Source organism: Streptomyces spinoverrucosus, assembly GCF_006539505.1.
GTDB lineage: Bacteria > Actinomycetota > Actinomycetes > Streptomycetales > Streptomycetaceae > Streptomyces > Streptomyces spinoverrucosus.
The window spans coordinates 209,067-232,138 of record NZ_BJND01000017.1 but is presented as its reverse complement, the minus strand read 5'-3'; the positions used below and the strand labels follow the sequence as shown (position 1 = coordinate 232,138).

The 23,072-nt window shown below is 67.2% G+C and carries 37 protein-coding genes and 1 pseudogene; 2 read left to right on the top strand and 36 right to left on the bottom strand.

Translation table 11 applies throughout. The features are described 5' to 3' along the window. Position 1 precedes the first annotated feature (1 nt). Positions 2 to 943 (top strand): DUF389 domain-containing protein, encoded by a 942-nt coding sequence (locus tag SSP24_RS12895; protein ID WP_141309639.1) that lies wholly within the window; start codon positions 2 to 4, stop codon positions 941 to 943. 104 nt (positions 944 to 1,047) lie between these two features. On the opposite strand, the gene glmM is transcribed toward SSP24_RS12895, so the two are convergent. The 4 genes from glmM to SSP24_RS12875 all read right to left on the bottom strand — a co-directional run bounded on the left by glmM (position 1,048) and on the right by SSP24_RS12875 (position 4,145). After that, positions 1,048 to 2,406: a phosphoglucosamine mutase gene (gene glmM, locus SSP24_RS12890; RefSeq protein WP_141309638.1), complete on the bottom strand. Its 1,359-nt coding sequence runs from the start codon at positions 2,404 to 2,406 to the stop codon at positions 1,048 to 1,050. A gap of 207 nt (positions 2,407 to 2,613) precedes the next feature. Beyond that, the gene (rpsI, locus tag SSP24_RS12885) at positions 2,614 to 3,126 is read right to left on the bottom strand and encodes a 30S ribosomal protein S9 (protein ID WP_129799256.1); all 513 of its coding nucleotides are present in this window, start codon (positions 3,124 to 3,126) and stop codon (positions 2,614 to 2,616) included. 42 nt (positions 3,127 to 3,168) lie between these two features. Continuing rightward, positions 3,169 to 3,612, bottom strand: a complete 444-nt coding sequence (gene rplM, locus SSP24_RS12880; RefSeq protein ID WP_076087999.1) for a 50S ribosomal protein L13 — start codon at positions 3,610 to 3,612, stop codon at positions 3,169 to 3,171. Positions 3,613 to 3,896: 284 nt separating this feature from the next. After that, the gene (locus tag SSP24_RS12875; protein ID WP_141309637.1) at positions 3,897 to 4,145 is read right to left on the bottom strand and encodes a hypothetical protein; all 249 of its coding nucleotides are present in this window, start codon (positions 4,143 to 4,145) and stop codon (positions 3,897 to 3,899) included. Between the two features lie 74 nt (positions 4,146 to 4,219). Between SSP24_RS12875 and SSP24_RS12870 the strand changes: the two genes are divergently transcribed. Continuing rightward, positions 4,220 to 5,104, top strand: coding sequence for a hypothetical protein (locus SSP24_RS12870; RefSeq protein WP_141309636.1), 885 nt, complete (start codon positions 4,220 to 4,222; stop codon positions 5,102 to 5,104). An 8-nt stretch (positions 5,105 to 5,112) separates the two neighbouring features. Here the strand turns inward: SSP24_RS12870 and truA are convergent, their stop codons facing one another. From truA to rpsJ, 32 genes and pseudogenes are all read right to left on the bottom strand, one after another. Continuing rightward, positions 5,113 to 5,973, bottom strand: coding sequence for a tRNA pseudouridine(38-40) synthase TruA (truA, locus tag SSP24_RS12865; RefSeq protein WP_141309635.1), 861 nt, complete (start codon positions 5,971 to 5,973; stop codon positions 5,113 to 5,115). A 168-nt stretch (positions 5,974 to 6,141) separates the two neighbouring features. Further along, positions 6,142 to 6,648 carry a 50S ribosomal protein L17 gene (gene rplQ / locus SSP24_RS12860; RefSeq protein ID WP_141309634.1) on the bottom strand — a complete coding sequence of 169 codons (507 nt, stop codon included), beginning with the start codon at positions 6,646 to 6,648 and terminating at the stop codon, positions 6,142 to 6,144. Between the two features lie 85 nt (positions 6,649 to 6,733). Then, positions 6,734 to 7,756 carry a DNA-directed RNA polymerase subunit alpha gene (locus tag SSP24_RS12855; protein WP_003966937.1) on the bottom strand — a complete coding sequence of 341 codons (1,023 nt, stop codon included), beginning with the start codon at positions 7,754 to 7,756 and terminating at the stop codon, positions 6,734 to 6,736. 143 nt (positions 7,757 to 7,899) lie between these two features. Next, positions 7,900 to 8,304 (bottom strand): 30S ribosomal protein S11, encoded by a 405-nt coding sequence (rpsK, locus tag SSP24_RS12850; RefSeq protein ID WP_003956432.1) that lies wholly within the window; start codon positions 8,302 to 8,304, stop codon positions 7,900 to 7,902. 65 nt (positions 8,305 to 8,369) lie between these two features. Beyond that, positions 8,370 to 8,750, bottom strand: coding sequence for a 30S ribosomal protein S13 (gene rpsM / locus SSP24_RS12845; RefSeq protein WP_037858429.1), 381 nt, complete (start codon positions 8,748 to 8,750; stop codon positions 8,370 to 8,372). 193 nt (positions 8,751 to 8,943) lie between these two features. Further along, the gene (rpmJ, locus tag SSP24_RS12840; RefSeq protein WP_003998809.1) at positions 8,944 to 9,057 is read right to left on the bottom strand and encodes a 50S ribosomal protein L36; all 114 of its coding nucleotides are present in this window, start codon (positions 9,055 to 9,057) and stop codon (positions 8,944 to 8,946) included. 60 nt (positions 9,058 to 9,117) lie between these two features. Then, on the bottom strand, positions 9,118 to 9,339 hold the full coding sequence (gene infA / locus SSP24_RS12835) for a translation initiation factor IF-1 (RefSeq protein ID WP_003948620.1): 222 nt from the start codon (positions 9,337 to 9,339) through the stop codon (positions 9,118 to 9,120). A 205-nt stretch (positions 9,340 to 9,544) separates the two neighbouring features. Next, positions 9,545 to 9,703 (bottom strand): annotated as a pseudogene (locus SSP24_RS45565) (type I methionyl aminopeptidase); the annotation flags it as partial. Positions 9,704 to 9,807: 104 nt separating this feature from the next. Beyond that, on the bottom strand, positions 9,808 to 10,644 hold the full coding sequence (map, locus tag SSP24_RS12825; RefSeq protein ID WP_141309633.1) for a type I methionyl aminopeptidase: 837 nt from the start codon (positions 10,642 to 10,644) through the stop codon (positions 9,808 to 9,810). Between the two features lie 135 nt (positions 10,645 to 10,779). Next, entirely contained in the window at positions 10,780 to 11,442 is a 663-nt protein-coding gene (locus tag SSP24_RS12820) for an adenylate kinase (RefSeq protein WP_141309632.1), read from the bottom strand. Then, positions 11,442 to 12,755, bottom strand: coding sequence for a preprotein translocase subunit SecY (secY, locus tag SSP24_RS12815; RefSeq protein ID WP_141309631.1), 1,314 nt, complete (start codon positions 12,753 to 12,755; stop codon positions 11,442 to 11,444). Before secY ends, SSP24_RS12820 begins: the two co-directional genes overlap by 1 nt. A 243-nt stretch (positions 12,756 to 12,998) precedes the next feature. Further along, entirely contained in the window at positions 12,999 to 13,454 is a 456-nt protein-coding gene (gene rplO / locus SSP24_RS12810; protein WP_014674382.1) for a 50S ribosomal protein L15, read from the bottom strand. Positions 13,455 to 13,456: 2 nt separating this feature from the next. Then, the gene (gene rpmD, locus SSP24_RS12805) at positions 13,457 to 13,639 is read right to left on the bottom strand and encodes a 50S ribosomal protein L30 (RefSeq protein WP_003998814.1); all 183 of its coding nucleotides are present in this window, start codon (positions 13,637 to 13,639) and stop codon (positions 13,457 to 13,459) included. Positions 13,640 to 13,641: 2 nt separating this feature from the next. Then, positions 13,642 to 14,247, bottom strand: a complete 606-nt coding sequence (gene rpsE / locus SSP24_RS12800) for a 30S ribosomal protein S5 (protein ID WP_004984517.1) — start codon at positions 14,245 to 14,247, stop codon at positions 13,642 to 13,644. Positions 14,248 to 14,286: 39 nt separating this feature from the next. After that, the gene (gene rplR / locus SSP24_RS12795) at positions 14,287 to 14,670 is read right to left on the bottom strand and encodes a 50S ribosomal protein L18 (protein ID WP_055632352.1); all 384 of its coding nucleotides are present in this window, start codon (positions 14,668 to 14,670) and stop codon (positions 14,287 to 14,289) included. A 3-nt stretch (positions 14,671 to 14,673) separates the two neighbouring features. Further along, positions 14,674 to 15,213, bottom strand: coding sequence for a 50S ribosomal protein L6 (gene rplF / locus SSP24_RS12790; protein WP_141309630.1), 540 nt, complete (start codon positions 15,211 to 15,213; stop codon positions 14,674 to 14,676). A 24-nt stretch (positions 15,214 to 15,237) separates the two neighbouring features. Continuing rightward, positions 15,238 to 15,636 (bottom strand): 30S ribosomal protein S8, encoded by a 399-nt coding sequence (gene rpsH, locus SSP24_RS12785; RefSeq protein ID WP_129799270.1) that lies wholly within the window; start codon positions 15,634 to 15,636, stop codon positions 15,238 to 15,240. A 240-nt stretch (positions 15,637 to 15,876) separates the two neighbouring features. Then, positions 15,877 to 16,062 carry a type Z 30S ribosomal protein S14 gene (locus SSP24_RS12775; RefSeq protein WP_003948630.1) on the bottom strand — a complete coding sequence of 62 codons (186 nt, stop codon included), beginning with the start codon at positions 16,060 to 16,062 and terminating at the stop codon, positions 15,877 to 15,879. Between the two features lie 5 nt (positions 16,063 to 16,067). After that, complete coding sequence (rplE, locus tag SSP24_RS12770) at positions 16,068 to 16,625, bottom strand: 50S ribosomal protein L5 (protein ID WP_141309629.1); 558 nt, start codon at positions 16,623 to 16,625, stop codon at positions 16,068 to 16,070. Then, entirely contained in the window at positions 16,625 to 16,948 is a 324-nt protein-coding gene (gene rplX / locus SSP24_RS12765) for a 50S ribosomal protein L24 (protein ID WP_009327082.1), read from the bottom strand. Before rplX ends, rplE begins: the two co-directional genes overlap by 1 nt. Before the next feature lie 2 nt (positions 16,949 to 16,950). After that, positions 16,951 to 17,319 (bottom strand): 50S ribosomal protein L14, encoded by a 369-nt coding sequence (gene rplN, locus SSP24_RS12760; protein WP_003998823.1) that lies wholly within the window; start codon positions 17,317 to 17,319, stop codon positions 16,951 to 16,953. 96 nt (positions 17,320 to 17,415) lie between these two features. After that, entirely contained in the window at positions 17,416 to 17,703 is a 288-nt protein-coding gene (rpsQ, locus tag SSP24_RS12755) for a 30S ribosomal protein S17 (RefSeq protein ID WP_141309628.1), read from the bottom strand. Further along, complete coding sequence (gene rpmC, locus SSP24_RS12750) at positions 17,703 to 17,927, bottom strand: 50S ribosomal protein L29 (RefSeq protein ID WP_007494763.1); 225 nt, start codon at positions 17,925 to 17,927, stop codon at positions 17,703 to 17,705. The genes rpsQ and rpmC overlap by 1 nt, the downstream gene beginning before the upstream one ends. Continuing rightward, positions 17,927 to 18,346 (bottom strand): 50S ribosomal protein L16, encoded by a 420-nt coding sequence (gene rplP, locus SSP24_RS12745; RefSeq protein WP_093613754.1) that lies wholly within the window; start codon positions 18,344 to 18,346, stop codon positions 17,927 to 17,929. The genes rpmC and rplP overlap by 1 nt, the downstream gene beginning before the upstream one ends. A 5-nt stretch (positions 18,347 to 18,351) precedes the next feature. Beyond that, positions 18,352 to 19,179, bottom strand: coding sequence for a 30S ribosomal protein S3 (rpsC, locus tag SSP24_RS12740; RefSeq protein ID WP_141309627.1), 828 nt, complete (start codon positions 19,177 to 19,179; stop codon positions 18,352 to 18,354). Then, the gene (rplV, locus tag SSP24_RS12735; protein WP_019329637.1) at positions 19,179 to 19,526 is read right to left on the bottom strand and encodes a 50S ribosomal protein L22; all 348 of its coding nucleotides are present in this window, start codon (positions 19,524 to 19,526) and stop codon (positions 19,179 to 19,181) included. The genes rpsC and rplV overlap by 1 nt, the downstream gene beginning before the upstream one ends. 43 nt (positions 19,527 to 19,569) lie before the next feature. Beyond that, complete coding sequence (rpsS, locus tag SSP24_RS12730; protein ID WP_141309626.1) at positions 19,570 to 19,851, bottom strand: 30S ribosomal protein S19; 282 nt, start codon at positions 19,849 to 19,851, stop codon at positions 19,570 to 19,572. A 12-nt stretch (positions 19,852 to 19,863) separates the two neighbouring features. After that, positions 19,864 to 20,700 carry a 50S ribosomal protein L2 gene (rplB, locus tag SSP24_RS12725; protein WP_141309625.1) on the bottom strand — a complete coding sequence of 279 codons (837 nt, stop codon included), beginning with the start codon at positions 20,698 to 20,700 and terminating at the stop codon, positions 19,864 to 19,866. 41 nt (positions 20,701 to 20,741) lie between these two features. After that, on the bottom strand, positions 20,742 to 21,161 hold the full coding sequence (gene rplW, locus SSP24_RS12720) for a 50S ribosomal protein L23 (RefSeq protein ID WP_141309624.1): 420 nt from the start codon (positions 21,159 to 21,161) through the stop codon (positions 20,742 to 20,744). Then, entirely contained in the window at positions 21,161 to 21,817 is a 657-nt protein-coding gene (rplD, locus tag SSP24_RS12715) for a 50S ribosomal protein L4 (protein ID WP_141309623.1), read from the bottom strand. Before rplD ends, rplW begins: the two co-directional genes overlap by 1 nt. Positions 21,818 to 21,825: 8 nt before the next feature. After that, positions 21,826 to 22,470, bottom strand: a complete 645-nt coding sequence (gene rplC, locus SSP24_RS12710; RefSeq protein ID WP_129799277.1) for a 50S ribosomal protein L3 — start codon at positions 22,468 to 22,470, stop codon at positions 21,826 to 21,828. A gap of 17 nt (positions 22,471 to 22,487) precedes the next feature. Continuing rightward, on the bottom strand, positions 22,488 to 22,796 hold the full coding sequence (gene rpsJ, locus SSP24_RS12705) for a 30S ribosomal protein S10 (protein ID WP_003948644.1): 309 nt from the start codon (positions 22,794 to 22,796) through the stop codon (positions 22,488 to 22,490). Positions 22,797 to 23,072 lie beyond the last annotated feature (276 nt).

Genomic DNA, 23,072 nt, shown 5'->3' with positions numbered 1-23,072 from the left:
CATGCTGCATCTGCGCCTGATCACCCCGGCCGACCGGACGGACGCCGTGGTGCGACTGATCGAGAAGACGGTCGGCACCACGCACCTCGTCGTCATGCCGGGCGCCGCCCGCAATCCCTCGGGGGACGTCGTGATGTGCGACGTCGCGCGCGAGGCCGGTGACGAACTCATCAGCGCGCTGCAGGAGTTGGGCCTCGACGTGAGCGGCTCGATCGCCGTCGAGAACATCGACCTGTCGCTGTCCAAGCGTGCCGAGAAGGCCGAGAAGGAGGCTCCGGGCGAGGCCGCGGACGCGGTGCTGTGGGAACACCTGACCGACGCGACGCACGAGGAATCGACCCTGTCGATCACGTACCTCGCGTTCATCACCCTGGCCACGATGATCGCGGCCTGCGGTGTCGTCCTCGACAACGCGATCCTGATCGTGGGCGCGATGGCGGTCGGCCCGGAGTTCGGCCCGCTGGCGGGCATCTCCACCTCGGTGGTGCAGCGCCGCCCCCGCCTGGCGCTGCGCTCACTGATCGCGCTGCTCGTGGGCTTCGCGGTGGCGATGGCGGTGACGGTGCTCTTCAGCCTCTTCATGGACTCGCTGGGCCTGTTCACCGAGGCACAACTGGAGGCCGACCGCCCGCAGACCGGCTTCGTCTACGCCCCCGACGCGTTCTCCTTCGTCGTAGCGGTCCTGGCGGGAGCGGCGGGCACCCTCTCCCTGACCTCCGCCAAGTCGGGTGCCCTGGTGGGCGTGGCCATCTCGGTGACCACGGTCCCGGCCGCCGCCAACGCGGCGGTCGCCCTCAGCTACGGCGACACCAACCAGACGGTCGGCTCCACCGAACAACTCCTGCTCAACCTGCTCGGCATCATCCTCGCCGGCACCCTCACCCTGCTGGCGCAGAAGTGGCTGTGGTCAACCCAACGACGCCGCCAGAGCAACGCCGCTTAGGGGCGCGGGGCTCTGCTGATATGCGGCTCCGCCGCGTGGGCGCGACAAGCCACACACAACCCGCAGCCCGCCGCCAACAGAACCCCCACCCCCGAACCCGGAAATCAGCCCAACGCCGACTTCACAGCATCCGCCAACCGCCCCGCCACAGACCGAGCCTGATCAATATCCGCAGCCTCAACCATCACGCGCACCAACGGCTCAGTCCCCGAAGGCCGCAGCAACACCCGCCCGGTAGCCCCAAGCTCCCGCTCCGCCTCAGCAACGGCAACAGCAAGCTCGGCCGAACTCCCGACCCGGGACTTGTCCACATCCGGCACATTGATCAGCACCTGCGGCAACCGCTCCATCACACCGGCCAGCTCCCGCAGGGACCGCCCGCTCTCCGCGACCCTCGCCGCCAGCATCAGCCCCGTGAGCGTGCCGTCCCCGGTCGTCGCGTGGTCGAGGATGATCACGTGCCCGGACTGCTCACCGCCGAGCGCGTAGCCGTGCTCCTTCATCTCCTCAAGGACGTACCGGTCCCCGACCGCCGTCTGGACCAGCTGGATCCCCTCGCGCTCCATGGCCAGCTTGAAGCCCAGATTCGACATCACGGTCGCGACAACGGTGCCGGAGCGCAGTGCGGAACGCTCCCGCATCGCCAGCGCGAGCACGGCCAGGATCTGGTCGCCGTCCACCTCCTCACCGGTGTGGTCCACGGCGAGGCACCGGTCCGCGTCACCGTCGTGCGCGATACCGAAGTCGGCCCCGTGCTCGACCACCGCGGCCTTCAGCTGCTGCAGGTGCGTCGACCCGCACCCGTCGTTGATGTTCAGCCCGTCCGGCTCGGCGCCGATCGTGACGACCTCGGCCCCGGCCCGCGCGAACGCCTCCGGTGACACCCGCGACGCGGCGCCGTGCGCCTCGTCGAGGACGATCTTCAGCCCGTCGAGCCGGTTCGGCAGAACGCCCAGCAGATGCGCGACGTACTGGTCGAAGCCCTCCTCGTACTCCCGCACCCGTCCGACACCGGCCCCGGTCGGCCGCTCCCAGGGCTCACCGCGCCGGTGCTCCTCGTAGACGGACTCGATCCGGTTCTCGATGTCGTCCGGCAGCTTGTGCCCACCGCGCGCGAAGAACTTGATGCCGTTGTCCGGCATGGCGTTGTGGCTGGCGGAGAGCATGACGCCGAGGTCGGCCCCCAGCGCGCCGGTGAGATACGCCACCGCAGGCGTCGGCAGCACACCGACCCGCAGGACGTCCACGCCCGCGCTGGCGAGGCCGGCGACCACCGCGGCCTCCAGGAACTCCCCGGACGCACGCGGGTCCCGCCCGACCACCGCCGTCGGCCGGTGGCCCGCGAAGGTGCCCGCCTCGGCCAGTACGTGGGCCGCCGCGACGGACAGACCGAGCGCCATCTCGGCCGTCAGATCCGCGTTGGCGACACCGCGCACGCCGTCCGTGCCGAAGAGTCGTCCCACTTGTCCTCCTGAGGAAACGTCAGTTCGGGTAGCCCTGCGGGTGCGGCCCGCGCATGCGGCTCCCGAGTCTCAGGCATACGATGCCTGACCATCCGATCACACAAAACTTTGAGCGTCTTGTGCCGTTATACGCCTGTGTCTGTTGATAAACGAACGCCCCGGCGGCACAGTGGCGTGCCGTCGGGGCGTTCGGAGTACGGCCCGCGCTTAGCGCTTGCTGTACTGCGGAGCCTTGCGGGCCTTCTTCAGACCGGCCTTCTTGCGCTCGACCGCACGGTCGTCGCGGCGCAGGAAGCCCGCCTTCTTCAGCGGACCGCGGTTGTTGTCGACGTCGGCCTCGTTCAGCGCACGGGCGACACCGAGACGGAGCGCACCGGCCTGACCGGAGACACCGCCACCGGCGATGCGGGCGATGACGTCGTAACGGCCTTCCAGCTCGAGCACCTTGAAGGGCTCGTTGACCTCCTGCTGGTGCACCTTGTTGGGGAAGTAGTCCTCAAGGGTGCGGCCGTTGATCTTCCACTTGCCGGAGCCCGGAACGATCCGGACGCGGGCGATGGCGTTCTTGCGGCGGCCCAGGCCGGCGGCCGGCTGGGGCTCGCCGAAGCGGGAGGCCATGGACTCCGAGGTGTACTCGCCCTCGACGGGGACCTCGGACTCGGTGGTGTAGCTGTCGATGTCAAGCTCTTCGAGCGGCTGCTCGGCAGTGGTCTCGGCCACGATTCTCCTCAGATTCTCTTCAGTCTTAGGGGGTGGCCGGACTTACTGCGCGACCTGGGTGATCTCGAACGGAACCGGCTGCTGGGCAGCGTGGGGGTGGTTCTCGCCGCGGTAGACCTTCAGCTTGGAGAGCATCTGACGGCCCAGGGTGTTCTTGGGGAGCATGCCCTTGACGGCCTTCTCGATGGCCTTCTCGGGGTTCTTGTCGAGCAGCTCGTCGTAACGGACGGAGCGCAGACCACCCGGGTAGCCGGAGTGGCGGTACGCCATCTTCTGGGTCCGCTTGTTGCCGGAGAGGTGCACCTTGTCGGCGTTGATGATGATGACGAAGTCACCAGCGTCGACGTGCGGCGCGTAGATCGGCTTGTGCTTGCCCCGGAGGAGGGTGGCGGCGGTGGTGGCGAGTCGGCCCAGGACGACGTCCTGAGCGTCAATGACGTGCCACTGGCGCGTCACATCGCCGGGCTTGGGGCTGTACGTACGCACGGTTCGTAGCCTTCGCTTCGAGTGAATGGTCCTAGACAAGGTCACCGAAACGATCACGACAGCCCTGACCGCACAGCGGTGACGCAAACCGCGTGCTGGTCGCTGGTCATCGGCCCGGTGGACCGGTGTAAGGGCCCGTCCCGTGAGAATGAGCAAGCCAATACACAACGAAGAAGCAGGATACCCGGGGCGTGTCCACCCGGTCAAAACGGGTGGACGACGGTCGGAGAACCCGCTCCACGCCCCATTTTACGGCCCACTTTCGAACGTGTTCGGGGCCACACTCAAAGCCCCGCCCGCTCACCCCGCACGGTCACGGCCGCCACACAGAACGTGAGCGCCCGCCGCGCCCGCCGGCGCGCCCGCGCCGAGCAGCAACGCGGCACGACCAGCAACAGAAGGTCGTACGACGGACCCGCCATCCGTGTCCCGGAGAGCACCACACCCACCGCGATCTCGACGAGCACCCCCCACAGGCCGCCCGCGACCCTTCGTACCAACCACCCACAGATGCCGTATTTGCCCGTGCTCATGGAGCGAACGCTAGGGGTTCCAGGGCTGGTTGAGACGGACCAGCACACCCCTCGGCCCGTCTAAACTGCGCCCCATGAGCTATGGGCAGGGGGGACCCCAGTCCCAGTGGGATCCCTGGAAACCGCATTCGCAGCAGCCCTGGAACAGCGGCAGCAGCGACCAGACGCCGGACTGGGCCGCGCTCGCCGAGGCCTCCGAGGCGCGCAACAAGCGGCGCCGACTGCTGTTCATCGGCGGCGGTGCGCTCGCGACCGTCGCGGTCGGCACCGCCGTCGCGGTGGCCGTCGTCTCCGCGGACGGCAACAGCCGGGCGTCGAACAACCCGACCTCCCAGCTGCCCGCGACCGCCGACATCCCGAGCGAGTCCAGCGCCCCGGCCCCGTCCTTCGCGCCGACCAGCGCCCCGCCGCCGCTGGACCCGAAGGACTTCGTCGCCAGCAAGACCAAGGACACCGCCCCGCTCAGCGTGACCGGCCTCTTCCCCGGCACCCAGCTGACCATGGGCGAGACGGTCTACAAGAAGGGCCCGACGGCCGACACCAAGAGCTGCGCCACGGCCGCCGCGGGCACCCTCCCCAAGGTCCTCAACGCCAACGACTGCACCCGCATGCTGCGCGTCACCTACACCAAGGACGGCATCGCGGTGACGGTCGGCGTGGCCGTCTTCGACACCGAGGCGCAGGCCGCCAAGGCCAAGGAGCAGGCCGACAGCAAGAGCATCGTGGAGTCCCTGTCCGGAGGCGGCATCAAGGCCTTCTGCAACGCCGCCGTCTGCCGCTCCACGACCAACTCCTACGGCCGCTACGCCTACTTCACCATCGCCGGCTTCACCAACGGCAACGACGTGACCCCCAAGGACACGGCGGTCTTCTCCACCGGCGACGACCTGGCCGAGTTCACCTTCCGCCAGATCCGCAGGCGCGGCGAGGCACAGGCGTCGGCGGCGGCGAACGAGTAGGACGCCGGTCAGCAGCACCCCGCCGCACCCGGCAGCGTCCGCTTGTTGCGCGCCTCCTTGTTGCGCGCGGCCAGCTGGTCGTCCGCCGGGTAGCCGACCTCCTCCAGCGTCAGCCCGTGCGGCCGTACGACGTGCACCGCGGAGTCCCGTACGCCGGCGGCGAGCACCTTCCCCGGCCAGTCCGGCGGGCGGTGCCCATCCCCCACGAACAGCAGCGCGCCGATCAGCGAGCGCACCATGTTGTGGCAGAAGGCGTCGGCGCGGACGGTGGCGGTGATGATCCCGTCGTCCCCCCGGACGAGGCTCAGCTCCTGCAACGTCCGGATGGTCGTGGCCCCCTCCCGCTTCTTGCAGTAGGCGGCGAAGTCGTGCTCCCCCAGCAGCCGCCGGGCCGCCTCGTTCATCGCGTCGACGTCGAGCGGCCAGTCGTGCCAGAGGACGTGGCCCCGCAGCAGCGGGTCCACGCCGCCCGGGTTGTCGGTGACGCGGTAGGCGTAACGGCGCCAGATCGCCGAGAAGCGGGCGTTGAAACCGGCCGGGGCCTCCCGCAGGGCCCACACCCGCACATCCTTCGGCAGCCGCCCGGCGAGCCGCTTGAGCAGCTTCCCGTTCTGCTCCGCCCACACCTCCCGGGGCAGATCGACGTGCGCCACCTGGCCCCGCGCATGCACGCCGGCGTCGGTCCGCCCGGCCACGGTCAGCTCGTACGTCGTGTGCCGCGACCGCGTCACGGTCGCCAGGGCGTCCTCGATCTCCCCCTGCACGGTCCGCTTCCCACCGGCCTGCTTGGCCCACCCATGGAACGCGCTGCCGTCATAGGACAGGTCGAGCCGAACACGAACGAACCCGGGCGCTGCTACATCACTCACGTACAGATCCTCTCAACAACACAAGAGCGGGCCCGCTCCTCGAAAAGGAACGGGCCCGCAACGCCCTCAAGGGGCGCGGGACTGCATCGATATGCGGCTCCGCCGCGTGGGCGCGACAAGCCACGACGAAAGCCGCACCCGCCAACGAAACAGCCCCCGGCAGAACGCTTACGCGTCCTTCGACTCCTCGGCGGCATCCTCGGCCTTGGTCACATCGACCTTGTCCTCAGCAGCCTCGGTAGCCTCCGCAGCCTCGGCCTCCTTGACCGCACGCTTCGTCGCGGCCTCGGCCTCACCCGTGGCCTGCTGCGCAACCGTCAGCGCCTCGACCAGCTCGATGACAGCCATGGGCGCGTTGTCGCCACGGCGGTTACCGATCTTGGTGATGCGGGTGTAGCCACCCGGACGGTTCTCGTAGCGCGGGCCGATCTCGGTGAAGAGCGTGTGGACGACGCCCTTGTCCGTGATGACCTGGAGCACCTGACGGCGGTTGTGAAGGTCACCCTTCTTCGCCTTGGTGATCAGACGCTCGGCGTACGGGCGCAGGCGGCGGGCCTTCGCCTCGGTGGTGGTGATACGGCCGTGCTCGAACAGCGACTTCGCGAGGTTCGCGAGCATCAGCTTCTCGTGCGCGGCACTGCCGCCCAGACGGGCACCCTTGGTGGGCTTCGGCATTGTTCTTCTCCTGTGTGTCTGCCCCGGCCGTATCAGGTACCGGGGTCAGGAACCCGATGAGCGGATGCTCACCGGCAACGACCGATCAGTACTGCTCGGTCTCCACGAAACCCGCGTCCGCGTCGTCGTCCGCACCGAAGGCGTCGGCGGCAGCGGTCGGGTCGAATCCGGGCGGGCTGTCCTTCAGGGCCAGGCCCATGCCGGCCAGCTTCGCCTTGACCTCGTCGATGGACTTCGCACCGAAGTTACGGATGTCCAGGAGGTCGGCCTCGGAGCGGGCGACGAGCTCACCCACGGAGTGGATGCCCTCACGCTTGAGGCAGTTGTACGACCGAACGGTGAGCTCCAGCTCCTCGATCGGCAGCGCCAGGTCTGCGGCGAGCGCGGCGTCCGTCGGGGACGGACCCATGTCGATGCCCTCGGCGTCGATGTTCAGCTCGCGGGCGAGACCGAACAGCTCGACCAGCGTCTTACCGGCGGAGGCCATGGCGTCACGCGGACGCATCGCCTGCTTGGTCTCGACGTCGACGATCAGCTTGTCGAAGTCGGTGCGCTGCTCGACACGCGTGGCCTCGACCTTGTACGTGACCTTCAGAACCGGCGAGTAGATGGAGTCGACCGGGATACGACCGATCTCCTGGCCCACCTGCTTGTTCTGCACGGCGGAGACGTAACCGCGGCCGCGCTCGACCGTCAGCTCCATCTCCAGCTTGCCCTTGCCGTTGAGCGTGGCGAGGACGAGGTCGGGGTTGTGCACCTCGACACCGGCCGGCGGCGCGATGTCGGCGGCGGTGACCAGACCCGGACCCTGCTTGCGCAGGTACATCACCACGGGCTCGTCGTGCTCACTGCTCACGACCAGCTGCTTGATGTTGAGGATCAGGTCGGTGACGTCCTCCTTGACGCCCGGCACGGTGGTGAACTCGTGCAGGACACCGTCGATGCGGATGCTGGTGACAGCAGCGCCGGGGATCGACGACAGGAGCGTACGGCGGAGGGAGTTGCCGAGGGTGTAGCCGAAGCCCGGCTCCAGCGGCTCGATCACGAACCGGGAGCGGAACTCGTCGACGACCTCTTCGGTCAACGAGGGACGCTGAGCGATCAGCATGTGTGGATCAGATCCTTCTGTCGTGGACGCCCGCTATTTGACGCCCGACGGGACCGTCCCCGGCAAAAGGGACGGGTACTGCAAGGGTACGGGCGATACGGCCCCGAAGAGCCGTACCGCCCGAAAAGCCCTGCGAAGCGAGGTCAGACGCGACGACGCTTCGGCGGACGGCAGCCGTTGTGCGGGGTCGGGGTGACGTCCTGGATGGAGCCGACCTCGAGACCGGTCGCCTGGAGCGAACGGATCGCGGTCTCACGACCCGAACCCGGACCCTTCACGAACACGTCGACCTTGCGCATGCCGTGCTCCTGGGCGCGGCGGGCGGCCGACTCGGCGGCCATCTGCGCGGCGAACGGCGTGGACTTCCGGGAGCCCTTGAAGCCGACGTGGCCGGCGGAGGCCCAGGAGATCACGTTGCCGGACGGGTCCGTGATGGAAACGATCGTGTTGTTGAACGTGCTCTTGATGTGCGCGTGGCCGTGAGCGACGTTCTTCTTTTCCTTGCGGCGCACCTTCTTGGCAGCGCCCTGACGTCCCTTGGGGGGCATCTCTTAACTCCTACGGGAGGTGGTCGGTCCTACAGCGAAGACCGTGGACGGTGGTCCGCTGCGGACTACTTCTTGCCCGGCTTCTTCTTGCCGGCGATGGCGCGACGCGGGCCCTTGCGGGTGCGGGCGTTGGTGCTGGTGCGCTGACCGCGGACGGGCAGGCCACGGCGGTGCCGCAGACCCTGGTAGCAGCCGATCTCGACCTTGCGGCGGATGTCGGCCTGGATCTCGCGACGGAGGTCACCCTCGGTCTTGATGTTGTTGTCGACGTACTCGCGGATCGCGACGAGCTGCTCCTCGGAGAGGTCGCGAACGCGGGTGTTCGGGTCGACGCCGGTGGCGGCCAGCGTCTGCTGCGAAAGGGTCCGGCCGATGCCGAACACGTAGGTGAGGGCGACCTCCACGCGCTTTTCGCGCGGGATGTCGACACCGGAAACGCGTGCCATTCAATGGCTCCTGGTGATCTTCGGAGGTCTTCCACAGGACCGGTTCCCAGCCGCCGTATCAGGTACGAACTGGGTCCCCGGCCTCCGACCGGGGGTGTCAAGCCGTCGCGCGGCTCGGGCCCTGCGTATGAACATATTCAGCTCGCGTCGCGCGAATCTCTGCGAAAGCGGTGCAGAGGGGTAGGTCGTGCGGTCAGCCCTGGCGCTGCTTGTGGCGCGGGTTCTCGCAGATGACCATGACCCGGCCGTGACGGCGGATCACCCTGCACTTGTCGCAGATCTTCTTGACGCTCGGCTTGACCTTCATGGGGTGAGGTTCTCCGGGTCAGTGCCATCGCCTCGGGGAAGCCCGGGGCGCGGGCAAGATCTACTTGTACCGGTAGACGATCCGGCCACGCGTCAGGTCGTACGGAGACAGCTCCACCACGACCCGGTCGTCAGGGAGGATGCGGATGTAGTGCATACGCATCTTGCCGCTGATGTGTGCCAGGACCTGGTGGCCGTTCTGGAGCTCGACCTTGAACATGGCGTTCGGCAGAGACTCGACGACAGTGCCCTCGATCTCGATGGCACCTTGCTTCTTGGCCACGCTTTGCCCTTCGGAATCGACTACCTTGATCGACTCACTGTGAGCGCATGCAGACATGCGGGTACACAAGAGCCGACGAGTCAGTCTACGTCAGCGCACCCGGAAACACGAATCGAGCCAGTCTGCCCCACACCGAAGATCATCATGCGAGCAGCGCCCACCTCCGACGCCAGCCTCCGACCGGCGGTCGTGGTCCGGGCCGTCGTCAGGCTAGGGGATCCGGTGCGGCCGTGACCCCGTACTCCGCCAGCTTCGCCCTGCCCCCGTCCGGGGCCGTCAGGACCAGTGGGCCCTGCTCGGTCAGGGCGACCGAGTGCTCCCAGTGCGAGGACCACGTGCCGTCCGTCGTGATGACCGTCCAGTCGACCCATCCCCGACGCCGCCCTCGCGGGCTCGGCGCCTGGGGCGCCTCACAGACTTCGAGCGGCTGCGCCGGTCTCCGACCGGCGGTCGTGGTCCGGGCCGTCGTCAGGCTAGGGGATCCGGTGCGGCCGTGACCCCGTACTCCGCCAGCTTCGCCCTGCCCCCGTCCGGGGCCGTCAGGACCAGTGGGCCCTGGTCGGTCAGGGCGACCGAGTGCTCCCAGTGCGAGGACCACGTGCCGTCCGTCGTGATGACCGTCCAGTCGTCCTCCAGGACCTCCGTCTTCGGGGTGCCCAGGGAGACCATCGGCTCGATGGCTAGGCAGAAGCCGGGGACCAGCTTCGGGCCCTTGCCACGGCGCCGGTCGACGTAGTTCAGCAGGTGCGGGTCCATGTGCATCTCGCTGCCGATGCCATGACCGCCGTAGTCCTCGATGATCCCGTACCGCCCGCCGCCGGGCTTCGGCTGGCGGCGGATGTACGTCTCGATGGCCCGGGAGATGTCGACGAGCCGGTTGCCCTGCTTCATGGCCGCGATACCGGCCCACATCGACTCCTCGGTCACCCGGGACAGCTCGACCAGCTCCGGAGCGTGGCCGGACCCCACGAACGCCGTGTAGGCGGCGTCACCGTGCCACCCGTCGACGATCGCGCCGGCGTCGATGGAGATGATGTCGCCGTCCTTGAGCACGACGTCGTCGGACGGGATGCCGTGGACGACGACCTCGTTCGCCGAGGTGCAGATCGTCGCGGGGAAACCGCCGTACCCCAGGAAGTTCGACTTCGCCCCGTGCTCCGCGAGCACCTTGCGCGCGACCTCGTCCAGATCCTTCGTGCTGGCCCCGGGCACCGCGGCCGCACGCGTGGCCGCGTGAATGGCGGCGACGACCAACCCGGCCTCACGCATCTTGGCGATCTGCTCGGGACTCTTGATCTGCACCATGAAGACGACGGCCTTTCTTGGACCGGGAAGGGACGGACTGCTTCCACGATAAGGGGCTGCCGCACCGGCCCACCCCACGCAGCGGCCGCGGCCCCTTCACAAGGGACCGCGGCCGCCATCAGGTACCAAACACGACTACTGAGCGTCGTCCTCGCGCTTGAGCGCCCCCAGCGCACGCCCCGTGACCTCGTCGACCGCACCCATCGCCGAGATGGTCACGACCAGCCCCTGCGCCTTGTAGTAGTCGATGATCGGCTCGGTCTGCGTGTGGTAGACCTCCAGCCGCTTGCGCACGGTCTCCTCGGAGTCGTCGTCCCGCTGGTACAGCTCACCGCCGCAGACGTCGCAGACGCCCTCCTTCTTCGGCGCGCTGTACGTCACGTGGAACACGTGCGCGGAGTCCTTGCGGCAGATCCGCCGCCCGGCGATCCGCTTGACGACCTCGTCCTCGGGGGCCTCCAGGTCCAGCACCGCGTCCAGCTTGATGCCCTCGGACTGGAGCAGCTCGTCCAGCGCCTCGGCCTGCGAGACATTGCGCGGGAAGCCGTCCAGCAGGAAGCCGTTCTCGGCGTCCGGCTGCTCCATGCGGTCCTTCGCCATGGCGATGGTGACCTCGTCCGGTACCAGGTTGCCGGCGTCCATGTACGACTTCGCCAGCTTGCCGAGCTCCGTCTGCCGACTGATGTTGGCGCGGAACAGGTCGCCCGTGGAGATGTGCGGGATCGACAGCTTTTCGGCAAGGCGCGTGGCCTGCGTACCCTTACCGGCACCCGGCGGCCCGACGAGGACGATTCGCATCAGCGGAGGAACCCTTCGTAATTGCGCTGCTGGAGCTGGCTCTCGATCTGCTTCACCGTCTCGAGACCGACACCCACGATGATCAGGATGCTGGTACCGCCGAACGGGAAGTTCTGGTTTGCCCCAAATCCGGCCAACGCCATTGTTGGCACGAGAGCGATCAGCCCCAGATACAGCGACCCCGGCCAGGTGATCCGGTTGAGTACGTAGCTGAGGTACTCAGCGGTCGGTCGGCCAGCCCGGATACCCGGGATGAAGCCACCATACTTCTTCATGTTGTCGGCGACTTCTTCAGGGTTGAAGGAGATCGCCACGTAGAAGAACGCGAAGAAGACGATCAGGAAGAAGTAGAACGTGATGTGCACGGGCGCCGCCGTGTCGGCCAGGTTCTGTGTGATCCAAGTCGCCCACCCGGCCTGGGAATTGGCGAACTGGACGATCAGCGCCGGAATGTAGAGCAGCGACGAGGCGAAGATGACGGGGATCACACCCGCCTGGTTGACCTTGAGCGGGATGTACGTGGACGTACCGCCGTAGGCCCGGCGGCCGATCATGCGCTTGGCGTACTGCACCGGGATACGGCGCTGGGCCTGCTCGACGAAGACCACCAGGCCGACCATGAACAGGCCGACGAGGATGACCGTGCCGAACTCGATCCAGCCGTCGGCCAGCGAGCCCTGCTGCTTGATGGCCCACAGGGCGGCCGGGAAGGTGGCGGCGATCGAGATGAACATCAGGATCGACATGCCGTTGCCGATGCCGCGGTCGGTGATGAGCTCGCCGAGCCACATCACGACAGCCGTACCGGCGGTCATCACGATGACCATGGTGATCGTGACGAAGATCGACTGGTCGGGGACGATCTGGTTGGCGACCGGGCAGCCGGAGAAAAGGGAGCCGCTGCGGGCGGTGGCGACGAGGCCGGTGCCCTGCAGGACGGCGAGCGCCACGGTCAGGTAGCGGGTGTACTGCGTGATCTTCGCCGTACCGGCCTGACCCTCCTTCTTGAGGGCTTCGAGGCGGGGGATCACCACCGTCAGGAGTTGCAGGATGATGCTCGCGGTGATGTACGGCATGATGCCGAGCGCGAAGATCGTGATCTGGAGCAGGGCCCCGCCGCTGAACATGTTGACCAGACCGAACAGACCCTGGTTGCCCTTGGCTACGTCGATGCAGGTCTGGACGTTCTGGTAGTCGACGCCCGGAATCGGGATGTGCGTGCCGATCCGGTACACCACGATGATGCCGAGCGTGAAGAGCAGCTTCTTGCGCAGGTCGGGCGTCTTGAACGCCCGGGCGAACGCGGTGAGCACGGTGCCTCCTGCGACCCCCGCGCATCTGCGTCAAGGGTGACGGTCTTGAGGTTCCAATAGAACAACGACATGGGTAACGGTCAACTGCCGCTCAAAGTGCCCGAGGTGCGGCAGCTGTGAAAGTTGGCAGTGCAGGCCACCTTACCCGCGGGACTGCCCCCCTTGGAACGACCAACCGGGGATACCCCATTTGTGGGGCATCCCCGGTCGGGTTCGCTCAAGTCATCGAGACGCCTGATGCGTTCAGACGAGCTCGGTGACGGTACCGCCGGCGGCGGTGATCTTCTCCTTGGCGGAGCCGGAGACGGCGTCGACCGTCACCTGCAGCGCCACGGAGATTTCGCCCTGGCCGAGCACCTTGACGAGGCTGTTCTTGCGAACGGCGCCCTTGGCCACCAGACCCTCGACGGTGACCTCGCCACCCTCCGGGTAGAGGGCGGCCAGCTTGTCGAGGTTCACGACCTGGTACTCGGTCTTGAACGGGTTCTTGAAGCCCTTCAGCTTCGGGAGGCGCATGTGCAGCGGCATCTGGCCACCCTCGAAGCGCTCCGGAACCTGGTAGCGGGCCTTGGTGCCCTTGGTACCACGACCGGCCGTCTTACCCTTCGACGCCTCACCACGACCGACACGGGTCTTGGCGGTCTTGGCGCCCGGGGCGGGACGGAGGTTGTGGATCTTGAGCGGGTTCTGCTCCGCCATGATCAGTCGACCTCCTCGACCGTCACGAGGTGGCGGACGGTGTGCACCATGCCGCGGAACTCGGGGCGGTCCTCCTTGACGACCACGGTGTTGATCCCCTTGAGACCAAGCGACCGCAGGGTGTCACGGTGGTTCTGCTTGCTGCCGATGTAGGACTTGACCTGCGTGATCTTGAGCTGCGCCATGATCACACACCCGCCCCGGCACGCGCACGGAGAAGAGCCGCGGGGGCGACGTCCTCGAGCGGCAGACCACGGCGGGCCGCGATCTCCTCGGGACGCTGCAGGCCCTTCAGGGCCTCCACGGTCGCGTGCACGATGTTGATGGCGTTGTCGGAGCCGAGCGACTTCGACAGCACGTCGTGGATACCGGCGCACTCCAGCACGGCACGCACCGGACCACCGGCGATAACACCGGTACCCGGCGACGCCGGCTTCAGGAGCACGACACCGGCAGCCTTCTCACCCTGGATCGGGTGCGGGATGGTGCCCTGGATCCGGGGGACCTTGAAGAAGTGCTTCTTGGCCTCCTCAACGCCCTTGGCGATGGCGGCCGGCACCTCCTTGGCCTTGCCGTATCCGACACCCACGGTGCCGTCACCGTCGCCCACCACGACCAGCGCGGTGAAGCTGAAGCGACGACCACCCTTCACAACCTTGGCGACGCGGTTGATCGCGACAACGCGCTCAACGTACGCGGTCTTCTCGGCGGCAGCTGCGCCGCCGTCACGGCCCTTCCGGTCCCGCCGCTCGCCGCCACCGGCACCGCCACCGCGGCGCTGGGGTCCAGCCATTGGATTTACCTCTCTCTGTTTCCGCTAGCTACGGCAGGCTCAGAACTTGAGCCCGGCTTCGCGGGCGGCGTCCGCCAGGGCGGCGATGCGCCCGGCGTACTGGTTGCCACCACGGTCGAACACGACGGCCTCGACACCGGCGGCCTTGGCACGCTCGGCGACCAGGGCGCCGACCTGCTTGGCCTGCGCGGACTTGTCGCCCTCGCCACCGCGGACCGAGGTGTCCAGGGTGGACGCCGACGCCAGGGTGTGACCCTTGATGTCGTCGATCACCTGGGCCACGATGTGGCGGTTCGAGCGGGTAACGACCAGACGGGGACGCTCCGCCGTACCGGAGATCCGCTTGCGGATCCGGATGTGACGGCGCTTGATCGCGGCGCGCTTGTAGGCGTCGCCCTTCAGGATCTTCTGTCCGTATGCCATGGCTTACTTACCCGCCTTTCCGACCTTGCGGCGGATGACTTCGCCCTCGTACTTGACGCCCTTGGCCTTGTACGGGTCGGGCTTGCGCAGCTTGCGGATGTTGGCCGCAACCTCGCCGACCTTCTGCTTGTCGATGCCCTCGACCGAGAAACGGGTCGGGGTCTCCACCTTGAAGGTGATGCCCTCGGGGGCCTCGACCGTGATCGGGTGGCTGTAGCCGAGCGCGAACTCCAGGTTCGAGCCCTTGGCCTGCACGCGGTAACCGACACCGCTGATCTCGAGCTTCTTCACGTAACCCTGGGTCACGCCGGTGATCATGTTCGCCACCAGCGTGCGGGACAGGCCGTGCAGGGCCTTGTTCTGACGCTCGTCGTTGGGGCGGGTGACGTTCAGGACGCCGTCCTCACCCTTGACGATCTCGATCGGCGCGGCGACGGTGTGGGTCAGCTCGCCCTTGGGGCCCTTGACCGAGACCGTGCGGCCGTCGATGGTGACGTCCACGCCGGCGGGAACCGCGATGGGGAGCTTGCCGATGCGCGACATAGCTGTTTCCTCCGTTCCCTTCCGTTACCAGACGTAGGCGAGAACTTCTCCGCCTACGCCCTTCTTGCCGGCCTGCTTGTCGGTGAGGAGCCCGTGGGACGTGGAGATGATCGCCACGCCCAGGCCACCGAGCACCTTCGGCAGGTTGGTGGACTTCGCGTACACCCGGAGACCGGGCTTGGAGATCCGCTTGATGCCCGCGATGGAGCGCTCACGGTTGGGGCCGAACTTCAGCTCGAGGACGAGGTTCTTGCCGACCTCGGCGTCCTCGACGCGCCAGCCCGTGATGAAGCCCTCCTGCTGGAGGATCTCCGCGATGTGAGACTTGATCTTCGAGTGCGGCATCGCCACGGTGTCGTGGTACGCCGAGTTCGCGTTCCGCAGACGCGTAAGCATGTCTGCGATCGGATCAGTCATGGTCATGAATTGGCCTTCGGCCTCTCTCGCCGGGGTTTCCTGGTGCGCCATCCCTCTCCCCGATCCGAGACGGGACGGGTGCGGCGCGGTGGACCTACGGCGTAGTAAGCAAACATTAGTGGGCCCTGCCCACGGGCGTACGGGCGGCAGTCAGGCGCCCAACCCTCCAAGCCTATGGCATGGAGAGGAGGGCGCCTGACACGCCCATTGCTTACCGAGAGCTTCAGGAATCCCGAATTACCGGAATTACCAGGAGCTCTTGGTCACGCCCGGCAGCTCGCCACGGTGAGCCATCTCACGAAGGCACACGCGGCACAGGCCGAACTTGCGGTACACGGAGTGCGGACGGCCGCAGCGCTGGCAGCGGGTGTAGCCACGCACACCGAACTTGGGCTTGCGAGCAGCCTTAGCGATCAGAGCCTTCTTCGCCATCTCGCTCACGCCTCCTTGAAGGGGAAGCCGAGGTGACGAAGGAGCGCGCGGCCCTCAGCGTCGTTGGTCGCCGTGGTGACCACGGTGATGTCCATACCCCGGACGCGGTCGATCTTGTCCTGGTCGATCTCGTGGAACATGACCTGCTCCGTGAGACCGAAGGTGTAGTTGCCACGGCCGTCGAACTGCTTGGGGGACAGGCCGCGGAAGTCGCGGATGCGCGGCAGCGCGAGCGACAGGGTGCGGTCCAGGAACTCCCACATGCGGTCGCCACGGAGCGTGACGTGGGCACCGATCGGCTGGCCCTCACGCAGCTTGAACTGCGCGATGGACTTGCGGGCCTTGGTGACGGCCGGCTTCTGACCGGTGATCGTGGTGAGGTCGCGGATGGCGCCCTCGATCAGCTTGGAGTCGCGGGCGGCGTCGCCCACACCCATGTTGACCACGATCTTGACGAGGCCCGGAACCTGCATGACGTTCTCGTACTTGAACTCGTCACGCAGCTTGCCGACGATCTCCTCGCGGTACTTCGTCTTCAGGCGCGGAGTGGTGGTGGTCGTCATCAGATGTCCTCACCCGTCCGCTTGGCAACGCGGATCTTGTTGCCCTCTTCGTCGAAGCGGTAGCCGACGCGGGTCACGACCTTCTTGCCGTCCTTCTCAACGACCAGCTGGACGTTGGAGACGTGGATCGGCGCCTCGGTCGTGACGATGCCACCGGCCTGCGAACCGCGAGCCGTGGGACCGGCCTTGGTGTGCTTCTTGACCCGGTTGACACCCTCGACCAGGACACGGTCCTCGCGGGGGAAGGCCGCGATGACCTTGCCCTGCTTGCCCTTGTCCTTGCCGGTGATGACCTGGACCAGGTCGCCCTTCTTGATCTTCATGCTTACAGCACCTCCGGCGCGAGCGAGATGATCTTCATGAACTTCTTCTCGCGCAGCTCACGGCCCACGGGGCCGAAGATACGGGTGCCGCGAGGGTCGCCGTCGTTCTTCAGAATGACGGCGGCGTTCTCGTCGAAGCGGATGTACGAGCCGTCCGGACGGCGGCGCTCCTTGACGGTGCGAACGATGACCGCCTTGACGACGTCACCCTTCTTCACGTTGCCACCGGGGATCGCGTCCTTGACGGTGGCGACGATGACGTCACCGATACCCGCGTAGCGGCGACCGGAGCCACCGAGCACACGGATGCAAAGGATCTCCTTCGCACCAGTGTTGTCGGCGACACGCAGCCGCGACTCCTGCTGGATCACGTCTATCTCCTGATCGTCTGCCGGTTCCCCGGGGGCCGTCCTTCAACGGCCCCCGGAGCCTGGCGGAACTGTCCTGCGGGGTTTGCCCCGCAGGGATTACTTGGCCTTCTCGAGGATCTCGACGACGCGCCAGCGCTTCGTCGCGGACAGCGGCCGGGTCTCCATCAGGAGGACGCGGTCGCCGACACCCGCGGCGTTCTGCTCGTCGTGCGCCTTGAGCTTGTTGGTACGGCGGATGACCTTGCCGTACAGCGCGTGCTTGACGCGGTCCTCGACGGCGACGACGACGGTCTTGTCCATCTTGTCGCTGACGACGTAGCCCTCACGGGTCTTGCGGAAGCCGCGCGCCTCAGTGTTCTGGTCAGTCACGTTGTTCTCGCTCATCAGGCGTTCTCCACCGTCTCAATGCCGAGCTCACGCTCACGCATGAGGGTGTAGATCCGGGCGATGTCCTTGCGGACCGCCTTCAGACGGCCGTGGTTCTCGAGCTGGCCCGTCGCCGCCTGGAAGCGGAGGTTGAACAGCTCTTCCTTGGCCTCGCGAAGCTTCGCCAGAAGCTCCTCGTTGCCCAGCTCGCGCAGCTCGGACGCCTTGGTACCGGCCGACATCACGCTTCACCTGCCTCGCGCTTGACGATCCGGCACTTCATCGGCAGCTTGTGGGCCGCACGCGTCAGCGCCTCACGGGCGATCTTCTCGTTGGGGTACGACAGCTCGAACATCACGCGTCCGGGCTTGACGTTGGCCACCCACCACTCGGGAGAACCCTTACCGGAACCCATGCGGGTCTCGGCGGGCTTCTTCGTCAGGGGGCGGTCCGGGTAGATGTTGATCCAGACCTTGCCGCCACGCTTGATGTGACGGGTCATGGCGATACGAGCCGCCTCGATCTGGCGGTTCGTGACGTACGCCGGGGTCAGCGCCTGGATGCCGTACTCGCCGAACGCAACCTGCGTTCCACCCTTGGACATGCCAGAGCGCTTCGGGTGGTGCTGCTTGCGGTGCTTGACCCTACGGGGGATCAGCATGTCGGTCAGGCCTCCGTTCCGGTGCTCTCAGCCGGAGCGGCAGCCGCGGGAGCCTCGGCCTTGGGGGCCTCGGCGCCGGCAGCCTGCTGCGGCTTGCGACCGCGCCGCTCGCCACCACGGCCACCACGGGCCGGGCGGTCGCCAGCGCCACCGCGAGCCGGGCGGTTACCCGCACGGGCGGCAGCGTTCTCGGCGCGGACCTCGGCGATGTTCTTGACGTCGCCCTTGTAGATCCAGACCTTCACACCGATGCGGCCGAAGGTCGTCTTGGCCTCGAAGAAGCCGTAGTCCACGTTCGCGCGGAGCGTGTGCAGGGGCACACGGCCCTCGCGGTAGAACTCCGAGCGGGACATCTCGGCGCCGCCGAGACGGCCACCGCACTGGATCTTGATGCCCTTGGCGCCCGCCTTCATCGCCGACTGCATGCTCTTGCGCATGGCGCGGCGGAAGGAGACGCGGGAGGACAGCTGCTCGGCGACGGCCTGGGCCACCAGCTGAGCGTCCGTCTCCGGGTTCTTGACCTCGAGGATGTTCAGCTGGACCTGCTTGCCGGTCAGCTTCTCCAGGTCACCGCGGATGCGGTCGGCCTCGGCGCCACGGCGGCCGATGACGATGCCCGGGCGAGCGGTGTGGATGTCCACGCGGACACGGTCACGGGTGCGCTCGATCTCAACCTTCGAGATACCGGCGCGCTCCATGCCGGACGTCATCATCCGACGGATGGCGACGTCTTCCTTGACGTAGTCCTTGTACAGCTTGTCGGCGTACCAACGCGACTTGAAGTCGGTCGTGACACCGAGCCGGAACCCATGCGGGTTTACCTTCTGGCCCATTACCGGGTTCCTTCCTTGCTGCTGACGACCACGGTGATGTGGCTGGTCCGCTTGCGGATCCGGTAGGCACGGCCCTGGGCGCGCGGCCGGAACCGCTTCAGGGTCGGACCCTCGTCGACGTACGCCTCGGAGATGTAGAGGCTGTCGGCGTCGGTGTGGTCGTAGTTGTGCGCGGCGTTGGCGATGGCGCTGTCGAGCACCTTGCCGACCGGCACGGAGGCTGCCTGCGGAGCGAATCGCAGAACAGCCTGGGCCTCCGTGGCGTCCATGCCACGGATGAGGTCCACCACGCGGCGGGCCTTCATGGGCGTGACGCGGATGTACCGCGCCTGGGCCCTGGCTTCCATGGTTGTCCCTTCAGTTACTTACGTGTCTGAATGCGATCCGCTACTAGCGGCGCTTCGACTTCCGGTCTTCCTTGACGTGACCCCGGAAGGTGCGCGTCGGCGAGAACTCGCCGAGCTTGTGGCCGACCATCGACTCGGTGACGAACACCGGGATGTGGGTCTTGCCGTTGTGCACCGCGAGCGTGTGGCCGAGCATGTCCGGCACGATCATGGAGCGGCGGGACCAGGTCTTGATGACGTTCTTGGTACCGGCTTCGTTCTGAGCGTCCACCTTCTTCATCAGGTGGTCGTCGACGAAGGGTCCCTTCTTCAAACTACGAGGCATCTCAACCCGTCCTTAGCGCTTCTTGTTCGTCTTGCGGCGGCGGACGATGTACTTGTTGCTCGCCTTCTTGGGAGAACGAGTACGGCCTTCCTTCTTGCCCCACGGGGAGACCGGGTGGCGGCCACCGGAGGTACGGCCCTCACCACCACCGTGCGGGTGGTCGACCGGGTTCATGACCACACCACGCACGGTCGGGCGAACGCCCAGCCAGCGCTTGCGGCCCGCCTTACCCCAGTTGATGTTCGACTGCTCGGCGTTGCCGACCTCGCCGACGGTGGCGCGGCAGCGCACGTCGACCAGGCGGATCTCTCCGGACGGCATGCGCAGGTGGGCCATCGAGCCCTCCTTCGCGAGCAGCTGCACGGAGGCACCGGCGGAGCGGGCGAACTTGGCACCGCCACCGGGACGGAGCTCGATCGCGTGGATCGTGGTACCGACCGGGATGTTGCGGAGGGCCAGGTTGTTGCCCGGCTTGATGTCGGCCCCGGGACCGTTCTCCACACGGTCGCCCTGCTGCAGGTTGCGCGGGGCGAGGATGTAGCGCTTCTCGCCGTCCGCGTAGTGCAGCAGCGCGATGCGCGCGGTGCGGTTGGGGTCGTACTCGATGTGCGCGACCTTCGCCGGCACGCCGTCCTTGTCGTGACGACGGAAGTCGATCACGCGGAAGGCGCGCTTGTGTCCGCCACCCTGGTGGCGAACGGTCACACGACCGGAATTGTTACGGCCGCCCTTGCTGTGCAGGGGACGGACCAGCGACTTCTCCGGCGTGGACCGCGTGACCTCGACGAAGTCGGCGACGCTGGCGCCACGACGGCCAGGAGTCGTCGGCTTGTACTTGCGGATACCCATTTCTCAGTCCTCGTCCGATATCGGACGATCCGGACCCCCGGTTAGGAGGTCGGACCGCCGAAGATGTCGATACGGTCGCCCTCGGCGAGGGTCACGATCGCGCGCTTGGTGGCGGCACGCTGGCCGAACCCGGTGCGGGTCCGCTTGCGCTTGCCCTGGCGGTTGATCGTGTTGACCCCGGTGACCTTGACCTGGAAGACCGACTGCACGGCCTCCTTGATCTGGGTCTTGTTGGCACGCGGGTCGACGACGAACGTGTACTTGTTCTCGTCGAGGAGCGCGTAGCTCTTCTCGGAGACAACCGGCTTCAGCAGGACGTCACGGGGGTCCGTGTACGACTTGCTCAGCGGCGTCTCGACGGTGTTCTTGCCCTCGGCGGCGTGGCGACGCGCCTTGGCGACGCGAGCGGCCTTGGCGGCCTTGGCGGCCTTCGAGGCAATGGCGGGGTGACGGATAGCCATCAGGCCTCGCTCCCTTCGGTGTCATCGGCCTTCGGGCCCGACACGAAGGACTCGAAAGCGGCCTTGGTGAAGACCACGTCGTCCGAGACGAGAACGTCGTACGTGTTCAGCTGGCCCGGCTCCAGGATGTGGACCTGGGGCAGGTTGCGGGCGGACAGCCACGCGGCCTCGTCGGCGCGGTCGACGACCAGGAGCAGGTTCTTGCGCTCCGAGATCTTGCCGAACAGCGTCTTGGCGGACTTCGTCGACGGCGTCTCGCCCTCGACGACGCCGGAGACGACGTGGATGCGGTTGTGGCGGGCCCGGTCGGTGAGGGCGTGGCGCAGGGCCGCGGCCTTCATCTTCTTCGGGGTCCGCTGCGAGTAGTCGCGCGGCTGCGGGCCGTGGACGACGCCACCGCCGGCGAACTGCGGCGCGCGGGTCGAGCCCTGACGGGCGCGGCCGGTGCCCTTCTGGCGGTACGGCTTCTTGCCACCGCCGCGGACCTCGCCACGGGTCTTGGTCTTGTGCGTGCCCTGACGGGCTGCAGCCAGCTGCGCGACGACGACCTGGTGGATCAGCGGGATGCTGACCTTCTCAACGCCGAAGATCTCCGCGGGGAGCTCGACGGAACCGGCCTTGTCGCCCGCCGGCGAAAGGATGTCAACAGTGCTCATCGGTTACCTCAGGCCCCCTTGGCCGCGGTGCGGACCAGGACGAGGCCGCCGTTCGGACCGGGAACCGCGCCCTTGATGAGCAGCAGACCCTTCTCCGCGTCAACGGCGTGGACGGTCAGGTTCTGGGTGGTGACCCGCTCGTTGCCCATGCGACCCGCCATGCGGAGGCCCTTGAACACGCGGCCCGGGGTGGCGCAGCCACCGATGGAACCGGGCGAGCGGTGCTTGCGCTGGGTGCCGTGCCCGGCGCCGAGGCCACGGAAGTTGTGGCGCTTCATGACACCGGCGAAGCCCTTGCCCTTGCTCTTGCCGGTCACGTCGACCTTGACGCCGGCCTCGAACACCTCAGCGGTGATCTCCTGGCCGAGCGTGTACTCGGAGGCGTCCGCGGTGCGGATCTCGACGAGGTGACGACGGGGGGTGACGTCGGCCTTGGCGAAGTGGCCCTTGAGGGGCTTGTTCACCTTGCGCGGGTCGATCTCGCCGAAGGCGATCTGGACCGACTCGTAGCCGTCGGTGTCGTTCGTACGGACCTGGGTGACGACGTTCGGGCCGGCCTTGACGACGGTGACCGGAACAACACGGTTGTTCTCGTCCCACACCTGCGTCATGCCGAGCTTCTCGCCCAGGATGCCCTTGATCTGCTTAGCCATCTCTCAGATCACCGGCCTCAGAGCTTGATCTCGATGTCGACGCCGGCCGGGAGGTCGAGTCGCATCAGAGAGTCAACGGTCTTGGGGGTCGGGTCGAGGATGTCGATCAGGCGCTTGTGCGTGCGCATCTCGAAGTGCTCGCGCGAGTCCTTGTACTTGTGCGGCGACTTGATGACGCAGTACACGTTCTTCTCAGTGGGCAGCGGCACCGGGCCCGCGACCGACGCACCAGTGCGGGTCACCGTCTCGACGATCTTCTTCGCCGAGGAGTCGATGACCTCGTGGTCGTAGGCCTTGAGCCGGATGCGGATCTTCTGTCCCGCCATGGCTACTTCGTAGTCCTGTCTCTCTACAGCTCTGGAACCCGGTGTTCTCTTCGTTTCTCCGACCCACGCGGTCGGGCGTGTCGCACTCCCGCTGACACGGATGTCCCTTGTCCGAACATCCCTGCGGGATTGACACGGCCCTACCGAACCGTGAACCGGGGGCTAGAGGCCCACCGGGCGCCTGGCCGGTGCCGCGCCCACGCTTCCCGGAAGATTCCCGTACGTCCGCCCCTGATCAGGGACGACGAGTACTGTGGGACTCGCTTCCGGTCCTCC

What these genes read in the sequence shown, in the direction of transcription:
- SSP24_RS12875 (WP_141309637.1), bottom strand. Translation starts at nt 4,145, where the DNA reads ATGAGCACGGGCAAATACGGCATCTGTGGGTGGTTGGTACGAAGGGTC.
- rpsJ (WP_003948644.1), bottom strand. Translation starts at nt 22,796, where the DNA reads ATGGCGGGACAGAAGATCCGCATCCGGCTCAAGGCCTACGACCACGAG.
- SSP24_RS12820 (WP_141309632.1), bottom strand. Translation starts at nt 11,442, where the DNA reads ATGCGAATCGTCCTCGTCGGGCCGCCGGGTGCCGGTAAGGGTACGCAG.
- rpmD (WP_003998814.1), bottom strand. Translation starts at nt 13,639, where the DNA reads ATGGCGCAGCTCAAGATCACGCAGGTCAAGTCCTACATCGGCAGCAAG.
- SSP24_RS12855 (WP_003966937.1), bottom strand. Translation starts at nt 7,756, where the DNA reads ATGCTGATCGCTCAGCGTCCCTCGTTGACCGAAGAGGTCGTCGACGAG.
- map (WP_141309633.1), bottom strand. Translation starts at nt 10,644, where the DNA reads ATGGTGCAGATCAAGAGTCCCGAGCAGATCGCCAAGATGCGTGAGGCC.
- rplR (WP_055632352.1), bottom strand. Translation starts at nt 14,670, where the DNA reads ATGGCATACGGACAGAAGATCCTGAAGGGCGACGCCTACAAGCGCGCC.
- SSP24_RS12775 (WP_003948630.1), bottom strand. Translation starts at nt 16,062, where the DNA reads ATGGCGAAGAAGGCTCTGATCGCTAAGGCTGCTCGCAAGCCCAAGTTC.
- rpsH (WP_129799270.1), bottom strand. Translation starts at nt 15,636, where the DNA reads ATGACCATGACTGATCCGATCGCAGACATGCTTACGCGTCTGCGGAAC.
- rplX (WP_009327082.1), bottom strand. Translation starts at nt 16,948, where the DNA reads ATGAAGATCAAGAAGGGCGACCTGGTCCAGGTCATCACCGGCAAGGAC.
- rpsC (WP_141309627.1), bottom strand. Translation starts at nt 19,179, where the DNA reads ATGGGCCAGAAGGTAAACCCGCATGGGTTCCGGCTCGGTGTCACGACC.
- rplF (WP_141309630.1), bottom strand. Translation starts at nt 15,213, where the DNA reads ATGTCGCGCATCGGCAAGCTCCCCATCGCGGTTCCCGCCGGCGTGGAC.
- rplQ (WP_141309634.1), bottom strand. Translation starts at nt 6,648, where the DNA reads ATGCCGAAGCCCACCAAGGGTGCCCGTCTGGGCGGCAGTGCCGCGCAC.
- rpsK (WP_003956432.1), bottom strand. Translation starts at nt 8,304, where the DNA reads ATGCCCCCCAAGGGACGTCAGGGCGCTGCCAAGAAGGTGCGCCGCAAG.
- rplD (WP_141309623.1), bottom strand. Translation starts at nt 21,817, where the DNA reads ATGAGCACTGTTGACATCCTTTCGCCGGCGGGCGACAAGGCCGGTTCC.
- rplV (WP_019329637.1), bottom strand. Translation starts at nt 19,526, where the DNA reads ATGGAAGCCAGGGCCCAGGCGCGGTACATCCGCGTCACGCCCATGAAG.
- rpmJ (WP_003998809.1), bottom strand. Translation starts at nt 9,057, where the DNA reads ATGAAGGTCAAGCCGAGCGTCAAGAAGATCTGCGACAAGTGCAGGGTG.
- rplB (WP_141309625.1), bottom strand. Translation starts at nt 20,700, where the DNA reads ATGGGTATCCGCAAGTACAAGCCGACGACTCCTGGCCGTCGTGGCGCC.
- rplP (WP_093613754.1), bottom strand. Translation starts at nt 18,346, where the DNA reads ATGCTGATCCCCCGTAGGGTCAAGCACCGCAAGCAGCACCACCCGAAG.
- rpsS (WP_141309626.1), bottom strand. Translation starts at nt 19,851, where the DNA reads ATGCCTCGTAGTTTGAAGAAGGGACCCTTCGTCGACGACCACCTGATG.
- SSP24_RS12895 (WP_141309639.1), top strand. Translation starts at nt 2, where the DNA reads ATGCTGCATCTGCGCCTGATCACCCCGGCCGACCGGACGGACGCCGTG.
- rpsE (WP_004984517.1), bottom strand. Translation starts at nt 14,247, where the DNA reads ATGGCTGGACCCCAGCGCCGCGGTGGCGGTGCCGGTGGCGGCGAGCGG.
- SSP24_RS12870 (WP_141309636.1), top strand. Translation starts at nt 4,220, where the DNA reads ATGAGCTATGGGCAGGGGGGACCCCAGTCCCAGTGGGATCCCTGGAAA.
- rpsM (WP_037858429.1), bottom strand. Translation starts at nt 8,750, where the DNA reads ATGGCACGCGTTTCCGGTGTCGACATCCCGCGCGAAAAGCGCGTGGAG.
- rpmC (WP_007494763.1), bottom strand. Translation starts at nt 17,927, where the DNA reads ATGTCGGCCGGTACCAAGGCGTCCGAGCTGCGCGAGCTGGGCAACGAG.
- rplE (WP_141309629.1), bottom strand. Translation starts at nt 16,625, where the DNA reads ATGACGACCACCACCACTCCGCGCCTGAAGACGAAGTACCGCGAGGAG.
- rplW (WP_141309624.1), bottom strand. Translation starts at nt 21,161, where the DNA reads ATGGCTATCCGTCACCCCGCCATTGCCTCGAAGGCCGCCAAGGCCGCC.
- rpsQ (WP_141309628.1), bottom strand. Translation starts at nt 17,703, where the DNA reads ATGAGCGAGAACAACGTGACTGACCAGAACACTGAGGCGCGCGGCTTC.
- rplC (WP_129799277.1), bottom strand. Translation starts at nt 22,470, where the DNA reads ATGGCTAAGCAGATCAAGGGCATCCTGGGCGAGAAGCTCGGCATGACG.
- rplO (WP_014674382.1), bottom strand. Translation starts at nt 13,454, where the DNA reads ATGGCGGAGCAGAACCCGCTCAAGATCCACAACCTCCGTCCCGCCCCG.